The organism is Streptomyces sp. NPDC127097 (genome assembly GCF_042724075.1).
GTDB lineage: Bacteria > Actinomycetota > Actinomycetes > Streptomycetales > Streptomycetaceae > Streptomyces.
Genome location: NZ_JBHXFI010000024.1, coordinates 107,352 through 116,203 on the forward strand (window position 1 = coordinate 107,352; position 8,852 = coordinate 116,203).

Genomic DNA, 8,852 nt, shown 5'->3' on the forward strand with positions numbered 1-8,852 from the left:
GGGGCGTGTGGTGTCACCGCTTGCGGGGGGGGCCGTACGGCAGCCCCGGCCCGGGCACCCGCCGTGCTGCCGTGCTGCGGTCAGCCGCGCAGCTCCGCGGCGACCAGCTCCGCGATCTGGACGGCGTTCAGCGCCGCGCCCTTGCGGAGGTTGTCGTTGGAGACGAACAGCGCCAGACCGTTCTCGGCGGTCTCGTCCTCGCGGATCCGGCCCACGAAGGACGCGTCCTGGCCGGCGGCCTGGAGCGGGGTGGGGACGTCGGCGAGGGTGACGCCGGGGGCGCCGGCCAGCAGCTCCTGGGCCCGCGCGGGGCTGAGCGGACGCGCGAAGCGGGCGTTGATCTGGAGCGAGTGGCCGGTGAAGACCGGGACGCGGACGCAGGTGCCGGACACCTTCAGGTCCGGGATCTCCAGGATCTTGCGGCTCTCGTTGCGGAGCTTCTGCTCCTCGTCGGTCTCGTTCAGCCCGTCGTCGACGATCGCGCCGGCCATCGGCAGCACATTGAAGGCGATCGGGGCGACGTACTTGTCCGGCTCCGGGAACTCCACGGACGCGCCGTCGTGCGTCAGCTTGGTGGCGTCCTGCTCGATGACCTTGCGGACCTGGCCGTCCAGCTCCTCCACACCGGCCAGACCGCTGCCGGAGACCGCCTGGTAGGTGGCGACGACCAGCGAGACCAGCCCCGCCTCGTCGTGCAGCGGACGCAGCACCGGCATCGCGGCCATGGTCGTGCAGTTCGGGTTGGCGATGATGCCCTTGGGCCGGTCCGTGATGGCCTGCGGGTTGACCTCGGAGACGACCAGCGGGACCTCGGGGTCACGGCGCCAGGCCGAGGAGTTGTCGATCACGACCGGGCCGGCGTCGGCGACCTTCTCCGCCAGCGCCTTGGACGTGGCCCCGCCGGCCGAGAAGAGGACGATGTCCAGCCCGGAGAAGTCGGCGGTGGCCGCGTCCTCGATGGTGATCTCGGTGTCCTGCCAGGGCAGGGTGCGTCCGGCGGACCGGGCCGAAGCGAACAGCCGCAGCTGCTCGACCGGGAAGTTCCGCTCGGCGAGAATGCCTCGCATCACGCCGCCGACCTGTCCGGTGGCTCCGACGATTCCGATCCTCATGGGACTCCTTCTTTCTGGCCTGGCTCGGGTGTCTGCTCGGAACACCTGCTCAGTCGTGCCTCCATCATGTGTGTGACACCCGTCGCCTTGTCCAATCCGTTCCATTCCGTGGCGGGTCGGCCACCGGACTGAATACGGAGCGTGTCGTTCCGTATCCACCGGGTCTCCATCCGGCGAACTGGATGCTCCGGGTACCCCGCGGAGTGAACTTCCGGTGACCGCCGGCCGCACCCCCGGGCAGGGCTCCGTGACCGGCCGGTGGCCGGCAGATCCCTGTCCGGTGATGGGTTCTCCACGTTGCGGTGGCGTTCACGCGCAGGTCACCCCCGGTGCCAACGATCCAAGGTGACAGGGCAGTTGTGCTGCCCGGCCGCCTTCGCGTTCGCACCCGGGGAGCCCGCGTATGTCCCGTATACGGTCCGCCGCCACCAGTCTCGACCGCCGTACGTTCCTCGCCGCCACCGGAGCCGTCGGTGCCGCCACCGGCCTGGGTCTCGCCTTCGGTCCGGACCGGGCGGCGCAGGCCGCCACCGTCAGCCCCGGCCCGGCCCCGGCCGCGCCCGTACCGGTCGAGGCGCCCGCCGTCCCCCGCGTCCCCTACACCCGGGGCACCACCCTCGGCGGCGTGTCCACCCCGCGCGGCAGCGGCGGCTACCGCCGGCTCGGCGACGGCCCCGCCTGGGACCGGGTGGTCCGCAGCGAGCTGGGCACCGCGCACGGCGGGCGGGCCGGCCGGCGGACCGCGCTGGCCTCGTTCGTGCAGTTCACCGATCTGCACCTGGTCGATGTGCAGAGCCCGCTGCGCTACGAGTACCTGCGCGCCGAGACCGCCAGCGCCTGGCGGCCGCAGGAGGCGCTGTCCGTGGCCGGCGTCGTCTCGCTGATCGAGCGGGTCAACGCGCTGCCCGGCGGGCCCGCCACCGGCGCCCCGCTGTCCTTCGTGATGACCACCGGCGACAACACCGACAACAACTCCAAGCTGGAGCTGGAGTGGTACCTGACCGCGATGAGCGGCGGAAAGATCACCCCCAACTCCGGCGACCGGCGCCACTACGAAGGCGTCCAGGACAGCGGGCTGAAGCTGTACTGGCAGCCGGACAGCGCGGTGCGCGACGCCGACAAGCAGCTGGGCTTCCCGCGCATGGACGGGTTCCTGGAGGCGGCGATCCGGACCGTCCACAGCCCCGGCCTGCGGCTGCCCTGGTACTCCACGGTCGGCAACCACGACTCGCTGCCCGGCGGCTGCTACGCGCCCGGTGACCCCTTCTGGACCGAGATCGCCACCGGGGAACGCAAGCTGGAGACGCTGCCCGCCGCCGAGGCCGCGAAGGTCTGGAAAGCGGTCAAGGACGGCCTCGACCCCAAGGGGGAGGACTTCAAGCGGCTGCTGACCTCACACGCCAAGCAGGCCCGGCGGGTCACCCCGGACGAGCGGCGCGCCCCCTTCACCCGGACCGAATACCTGCGCGCCCACCTGGACCCGGCGCACACCGGCCACGGCCCGCACGGCCACGGCTACACCGCCGCACACCTCGACGGGAACCGCCTCTACTACAGCTTCCGGATCTCCGACCACGTCCTGGGCATCAGCCTGGACACCACCGACCCCGGCGGCCACTACACCGGCTCGGTGGGCGACGCCCAGCTGCGCTGGCTGGAGCGGACCCTCAAGGAGAACGAGAAGGGCGAGAAGGCCCATGTGCTGGTCTTCAGCCACCACACCAGCAAGACGATGAACAACACCCGCCCCGACCCGGCCCGGCCGCAGGAGAAGCGGCACACCGGAGCGGAGCTGGTCGAGGTGCTGGCCGCGCACCCCGGCGTCGTCGGCTGGATCAACGGCCACAGCCACAAGAACGAGATCATCGCGCACGACGGCTTCTGGGAGGTCTCCACCGCCTCGCACATCGACTTCCCGCAGCTGGCCCGGGTCATCGAGCTGGTGGACAACCACGACGGCACGCTGTCGCTGTTCACCACCCTGGTCGAGTCGGCCGCCCCGCACCGCACGGACTTCACCGACCTCTCGCAGACCGGCCTGGCCGCGCTCTACCGCGAGCTGTCCTTCAACGCGCCCCAGTCCCGTACGGACCTGGCGGGCACGGCCCGGGACCGCAACGTCGAGCTGCTGCTCAAGCGCTGACGGGCTCGGGCCCGCTACCGCGGCAGCACCACCACATACGCACCCGGCTCCCGGTCCCCGGCGGCCATCAGGGCCGTACGGACCACCGCGGCCTGCTGCTCCGGGGACTGCCGCAGGGTGCGGGGCAGACAGCGGACGACGGTGATGCCCAGCCGCTCCAGATGCTCGCGCTTCTGGAAGAACGGGGAGTGCAGCGGGTCCTCCTCGGCGCGCGGCGCCCGGGTGTCGATCTCCAGGGCCACCGAGTGCTCCGGCCAGAAGGCGTCCACCCCGCCCAGCTGCGGCCCGCCCGGCAGCCGCAGATCGACGTTCCACAGCGGGTCCGGCAGCCCGTGCGCACGCACCATGGCGTACAGCTGCTGCTCGGCCAGCGCCCGGCCCTCGGCCAGCAGGGTGTCCACCGCGTCGACCACATGCGGCCGGGTCAGCAGCCGCGCCCGGCTCAGCTCCCGTACCACCGCGCTCGCCTCGCAGTGGCCGCCGCGGACCGCCTCGGTCAGCAGCCGGCGCACCGTCGCGGCGTCGGTGAGCGCGCCGACCGCGTCCGCCAGCGCCCGCGGCACCGGCGCGGCCGGCACCCCGGTGAGGTCCTGGGGTACGGGCAGCTCCACGGCCCGCAGGATCCGTGCGAAGCCGGTGGAGCGCAGCCGCCGGGTACGGGAGACCAGCACCTCGATGCGGTTCAGGGCGAGCAGCGGGGGCGCCTCGGTGAAGCCGTGCAGGGCCAGCGCCGCCAGGCCCGTGATCATCGCCTCCGGGGCGTCTCCCGACGGACCGCTCTGCCGGGGGACGCCCGGTCCCCGGTGACTGGCGTACAGCAGGACCGCGTGCAGCCGCTCCTCGCTGGTGGGCGGTCCCGGGTGCAGCAGATAGATGCCCGGGAGCACCTGCTGCCAGCCGCCGCCGGGGCGGCAGCGTTCGGTGGTCTCCGCCGCGGCGATGCCGTGCTCGCGCAGCTGGCGGGTGGTCATCACCCGGCAGCGGGAGGCGGTCAGGTGCTGGAGGGGGAGGGGGGAGAGCGGGGTGTCGTGGTTCATGACGGGTCGATTCCCGCCCCCGCTCCGCCCCCTAACCGCTGTTACACGCCCGTATCGCAAACCGGACAACCCTGTACTAAAGTACGGGCGTTCGACTGCCGAAAGAGGCTGGTCGACACGGGGGTTACGGCCGCCCCCCGGCCGCCTCGTCACAAGCCTGTGCCCGCAGCGCGCGGGCCAGATCGTCCCGCTCCTCCAGCACCAGCCGGCGCAGCGCCGGCGCCGCCTGCCCGTGCTCCGCCAGCCAGCGGTCCGCCGCCTCCAGCGTGGACCGCTCCACCAGCGAGGCCGGGAAGAGCCCGCGCACCACATCCATCGCGATCTCGATGGACCGCTCCCGCCACACCCGCTCGATCTCCGCGAAGTAGCGCGAGGCGTAGGGGGCCAGCAGCTCCCGCTGCCCCGGCTGGGCGAACCCGGCGATCGACGCCTCCACCAAGGCGTTGGAGAGCGCGTCGGAGTCCACCACGTCCGCCCACACCCGCGCCTTGACCTCGGCCGAGGGGCGGGCGGCCAGGCAGCGCACCTGGTGGCGCTTGCCGGAGGCGGTGTCGTCACGGGCCAGCTCGGCGGCGAGCCGTGCCTCGTCCGCGACGCCGTGGGCGGCCAGCGGCTCCAGCAGGGTCCAGCGCAGCTCCTGGTCCACGTCCAGGCCGTCGATCTTCGCCGTACCGTCCAGCAGGCCCTGGAGCAGCTGGAGATCGGCGGGGGCGGTCGCGAGGGCGGCGAAGTGCCGGGCCCAGGTGAGCTGATGGCCGCTGCCGGGCTCGGCCAGCCGCAGCTCGTGCAGCGCGCCCTCGGCCAGCTCCCGCGCGGCGGGCTCCCGGCGGTCCGCCGCGGAGTAGTACTCCAGCGCCGTCTGCGCCTGCCCGTGCAGCGACTGGAGCACCCCGATGTCGGTCTCCTGCCCGGCGAACCGCCGCACCAGGTCGAGGTAATCGCGGGCCGGCATCAGCCCGTCCCGGGTCAGCCCCCACAGCGCGGCCCAGCACAGCGCCCGCGCCATCGGGTCGGCCAGGTCGCCGAGCCGGGCCCGCAGGGTGGCCAGCGACCCCTCGTCGAAACGGACCTTGCAGTAGGTCAGATCGTCGTCGTTGACCAGGATCAGCTCGGGCCGCTCGGCCCCGGCCAGCTCCGGAACGGCCGTCCGCGGCCCGGAGACATCCACCTCCGCACGGGCGTAGCGCACCAGCGCCGGGTCCGTGCCCTGGCGCCGGTAGAGCCCCACCGCGACCCGGTGCGGCCGCAGCTCCGGCCGCTCGTCGGCGGCCTCCTGGAGGATGCTCAGCTCGGTGATCCGGTCCTGCGCGTCATAAGTGACCTGCGGGGTGAGGGAGTTGACGCCCGCGGTCTCCAGCCAGGCACGCGACCAGCTCGCCAGGTCCCGCCCGGACGTCTCCTCCAGCACCGTCAGCAGATCCGTCAGCCGGGTGTTGCCGTAGGCGTGCCGCTTGAAGTAGCGCCGGGCGCCCTCCAGGAACGCCTCCTGCCCCACATACGCCACCAGCTGCTTGAGGACCGCGGCGCCCTTGGCGTAGGTGATGCCGTCGAAGTTGAGCTTGGCGTCCTCCAGGTCACGGATGTCGGCGGTGACCGGGTGGGTGGAGGGCAGCTGGTCGGCGCGGTAGGCCCAGGACTTGCGGCGGTTGGCGAAGGTGATCCAGGCGTCCCGGAAGCGCGTCGCCTCCGCCAGCGCGAACGCACCCATGAAGTCCGCGTAGGACTCCTTCAGCCACAGGTCGTCCCACCACTGCATGGTGACCAGATCGCCGAACCACATGTGCGCCATCTCGTGCAGGATGACGTTGGCCCGGCGCTCATAGGACGCCTCGGTCACCTTGCCGCGGAAGATGAACTCCTCGCGGAACGTGACACAGCCCGGGTTCTCCATCGCCCCGAGGTTGTACTCCGGGACGAAGGCGCTGTCGTACTTCCCGAACGGGTACGGGAAGTCGAAGTGGTCGTGGAAGAAGTCCAGACCCTGCTTGGTGACGGTGAAGACGTCGTCCGCGTCGAAGTGCTTGGCCAGGCCCTTGCGGCACAGCGCGCCCAGCGGAATCTCCAGCTCGGATCCGTCCTCGAAGGTGCGGCGGTAGGTGTCGGAGACGTAGTGGTACGGGCCGGCGACCACGGCCGTGATGTACGTCGAGATCGGCTGCGTCGTCGCGAAACGGTGCCGGCCGCCCTCGGCCCCGCCCTCCTGCGCGCCGTTGCTGACCACCAGCCAGCCCTCGGGCGCGGTCACCTCGAAGGTGAACGGCGCCTTCAGATCGGGCTGTTCGAAATTGGCGAAGACCCGGCGGGAGTCGGCCGGTTCGTACTGCGTGTAGAGGTAGACCTCGCCGTCCTCGGGGTCCACGAAGCGGTGCAGACCCTCACCGGTCCGGCTGTAGGCGCACTGTGCGTCGACGACGAGGGTGTTCTCCGCGGCCAGCCCGTCCAGCGTGATCCGGGTGCCGTCGAACACCGCCCCGGGGTCCAGCTCCCGGCCGTTGAGGGTGACCGAGGTGACCGAGGGGGCCAGCAGGTCCGCGAAGGTCGAGGCGCCCGGCTCGGCGCAGCGGAAGCGGAGCGTCGTGCGGGAGCGGAAGGTGTCGGCCGACGCGTCACCGGCGACCGCTGAGCGGACGTCCAGCGCCACGTCGTAGGCGTCGACGCTCAGCAGCCGGCCCCGCTCACGTGCTTCGTCCCGGGACAGATTCTCACCTGGCACGACGTGACTCCTTCGTCCTCGTCTCGAATATCGAACAACGGGAATCATGGCACGCCCGTCATCGGTTGAACCTTCAGGAACAGCACCGTTGATTCATGTGCACAGCCGTGAAGAGGAGACCCCGTGTCCGAGACCGCGAAGACCCCCGCAGACTTCTGGTTCGACCCGCTGTGCCCCTGGGCCTGGATGACCTCCCGCTGGATGCTGGAGGTGGAGAAGGTCCGCCCGGTCGAGGTGCGCTGGCATGTGATGAGCCTGGCGGTGCTGAACGAGGACAAGCTCGACGAGCTGCCCGAGGAGTACCGCGCGAACATGGTCCCGGGCGGCAAGGCATGGGGCCCGGTCCGCGTGGTGATCGCCGCGCAGCAGCTGCACGGCGACGAGGTCGTGGGCAGGCTCTACACCGCGCTCGGCACCCGCATCCACAACGAGGGCCTCGGAGTGAACCCCGAGAGCATCGCCGCCGCCCTCGACGACGCGGGCCTGCCCGCCGACCTGATCGAGTACGCCGGCAAGGACACCTACGACGCGGAGCTGCGCGCCTCCCACAAGGAAGGCATCGACCTGGTCGGCCAGGAGGTCGGCACCCCGGTCATCGCGGTCCCCGGCCCGAATTCTCAGGGCGCGAGCGCAGCGAGCTCCAACGGGGGTGGTGGTCGGGCGACGGGTGGGCAGATCGCCTTCTTCGGCCCGGTCGTCACCCCGGCCCCCAAGGGCGAGGAGGCCGCCAAGCTGTGGGACGGGACGCTGATGGTCGCGTCCATCCCGGGCTTCTACGAGATCAAGCGGACGCGGACGCAGGGCCCGATCTTCGACTGAGACACCTGCGACCCGGACACCTGCGACCGGGGCACATGGGAGCGCCCCCGCACGTATCGGACGTGCGGGGGCGCTCCGTCATTCCGCCTGCCCGGTGAGCGGTGAGAAGACGATCACGAGGCAGGACGACTCACGGTGTTACGGCGCCAGCAGCAGGTTGTTCGCGCGCTCCTGAGCGGAGCGATACCGCTTGGCGACGTCCTGCCAGTTCACGACCTGCCACATGGCCTCGATGAAGTCCACCTTCTGGTTCTTGTACTGGAGGTAGAAGGCGTGCTCCCAGGCGTCGAAGACCAGGATCGGGACCGAGCCCTGGCCGACGTTGCCCTGGTGGTCGTAGATCTGCTCGACGATCAGCCGGCCGGTGACCGGCTCGTAGGCGAGGACGCCCCAGCCGGAACCCTGGGTGGTGGCCGACGCCTTGGTCAGCTGGGCCTTGAACTTCGCGAACGAGCCGAAGGACTCGGCGATCGCGTCGGCCAGCTCGCCCACCCCGTCCTTCTCCAGCGGCTCGCCGCCACCGTCACCGGTCATGTTGTGCCAGTAGATGCTGTGCAGGATGTGGCCGGAGAGGTGGAACGCGAGGTTCTTCTCCAGGCCGTTGATGCTGCCCCACTGGTCCTTGTCGCGCGCCTCGGCGAGCTGCTCCAGGGTGTCGTTCGCCCCCTTCACATAGGCCGCGTGGTGCTTGTCGTGGTGCAGCTCGATGATCTCGGGGCTGATGACCGGGGCCAGTGCCGCGTAGTCGTAGGGGAGTTCCGGAAGTGTGTAGGTCGCCATGCCGATCCCGCCTCCAAGCTGCTAACCAGCAGTAGTTGCAATCAATGTGCAAGAGCACGCTACCAGCAGGAGTGATCGCCGGCCGGTTGCGGGGACCGGCCCGGTCCCAAAGACGCAGGCGGGGGGGGGGCGCGGGTATAAGTGCACCCCCCCCCGGGGGGGGGTGGGGGGGGGGTTGTCCGGCCCGTCCCCCCGGCGGCGCCCCCGCCCCCCCGACCGGGTGGTCACCCTCGAACCGGTCCCCCACC

General features: G+C 71.4%; 6 protein-coding genes. 2 read left to right on the forward strand and 4 right to left on the reverse strand.

The annotated features are described in order from the left end of the window. Positions 1-80: 80 nt before the first annotated feature. On the reverse strand, positions 81-1,112 hold the full coding sequence (locus ACFWJW_RS19810; RefSeq protein ID WP_387242681.1) for an aspartate-semialdehyde dehydrogenase: 1,032 nt from the start codon (positions 1,110-1,112) through the stop codon (positions 81-83). Positions 1,113-1,515: 403 nt separating this feature from the next. Here ACFWJW_RS19810 and ACFWJW_RS19815 point away from each other — a divergent pair, with 403 nt between their 5' ends. After that, positions 1,516-3,255 carry a TIGR03767 family metallophosphoesterase gene (locus tag ACFWJW_RS19815; protein WP_387242684.1) on the forward strand — a complete coding sequence of 580 codons (1,740 nt, stop codon included), beginning with the start codon at positions 1,516-1,518 and terminating at the stop codon, positions 3,253-3,255. Between the two features lie 14 nt (positions 3,256-3,269). Here ACFWJW_RS19815 and ACFWJW_RS19820 read toward each other — a convergent pair whose 3' ends face one another. Both ACFWJW_RS19820 and pepN read right to left on the reverse strand, forming a co-directional pair. Continuing rightward, positions 3,270-4,292 carry a hypothetical protein gene (locus ACFWJW_RS19820; protein WP_387242687.1) on the reverse strand — a complete coding sequence of 341 codons (1,023 nt, stop codon included), beginning with the start codon at positions 4,290-4,292 and terminating at the stop codon, positions 3,270-3,272. Positions 4,293-4,416: 124 nt separating this feature from the next. Then, complete coding sequence (gene pepN / locus ACFWJW_RS19825; RefSeq protein WP_387242690.1) at positions 4,417-7,005, reverse strand: aminopeptidase N; 2,589 nt, start codon at positions 7,003-7,005, stop codon at positions 4,417-4,419. A gap of 123 nt (positions 7,006-7,128) precedes the next feature. Here pepN and ACFWJW_RS19830 point away from each other — a divergent pair, with 123 nt between their 5' ends. After that, complete coding sequence (locus tag ACFWJW_RS19830) at positions 7,129-7,824, forward strand: DsbA family protein (RefSeq protein WP_387242693.1); 696 nt, start codon at positions 7,129-7,131, stop codon at positions 7,822-7,824. A gap of 138 nt (positions 7,825-7,962) precedes the next feature. On the opposite strand, the gene ACFWJW_RS19835 is transcribed toward ACFWJW_RS19830, so the two are convergent. Continuing rightward, positions 7,963-8,604 carry a superoxide dismutase gene (locus ACFWJW_RS19835; RefSeq protein WP_208684208.1) on the reverse strand — a complete coding sequence of 214 codons (642 nt, stop codon included), beginning with the start codon at positions 8,602-8,604 and terminating at the stop codon, positions 7,963-7,965. Between the last annotated feature and the right edge of the window lie 248 nt (positions 8,605-8,852).